This is a genomic window from Paraburkholderia sp. J8-2 (assembly GCF_905220195.1).
GTDB lineage: Bacteria > Pseudomonadota > Gammaproteobacteria > Burkholderiales > Burkholderiaceae > Paraburkholderia.
Map to the genome: position 1 here is coordinate 1 of NZ_CAJMZA010000161.1, position 236 is coordinate 236.

General features: G+C 66.1%; 1 pseudogene. It reads left to right on the plus strand.

The window, feature by feature from the left end:
• Positions 1-236 (plus strand): annotated as a pseudogene (locus tag U5A52_RS43255) (catechol 1,2-dioxygenase); the annotation flags it as partial.

The window sequence follows — 236 nt, forward strand, 5'->3', positions numbered from 1 at the left end:
GATCCGACGGGTGCGCAGGACGACTTCAACCTGCGCGGCGCGGTCAAGACCGGCGCAGACGGCAAGTACGAATTCCGCACGCTCATGCCGGTGGGCTACGGCTGCCCGCCCCAGGGCGCGACGCAGCAGCTCCTGGACGGCCTTGGCCGTCACGGCAACCGTCCGGCGCACGTGCACTTCTTCGTCTCGGCGGATAACAGCCGCAAGCTCACCACGCAATTCAATATTGAAGGCGA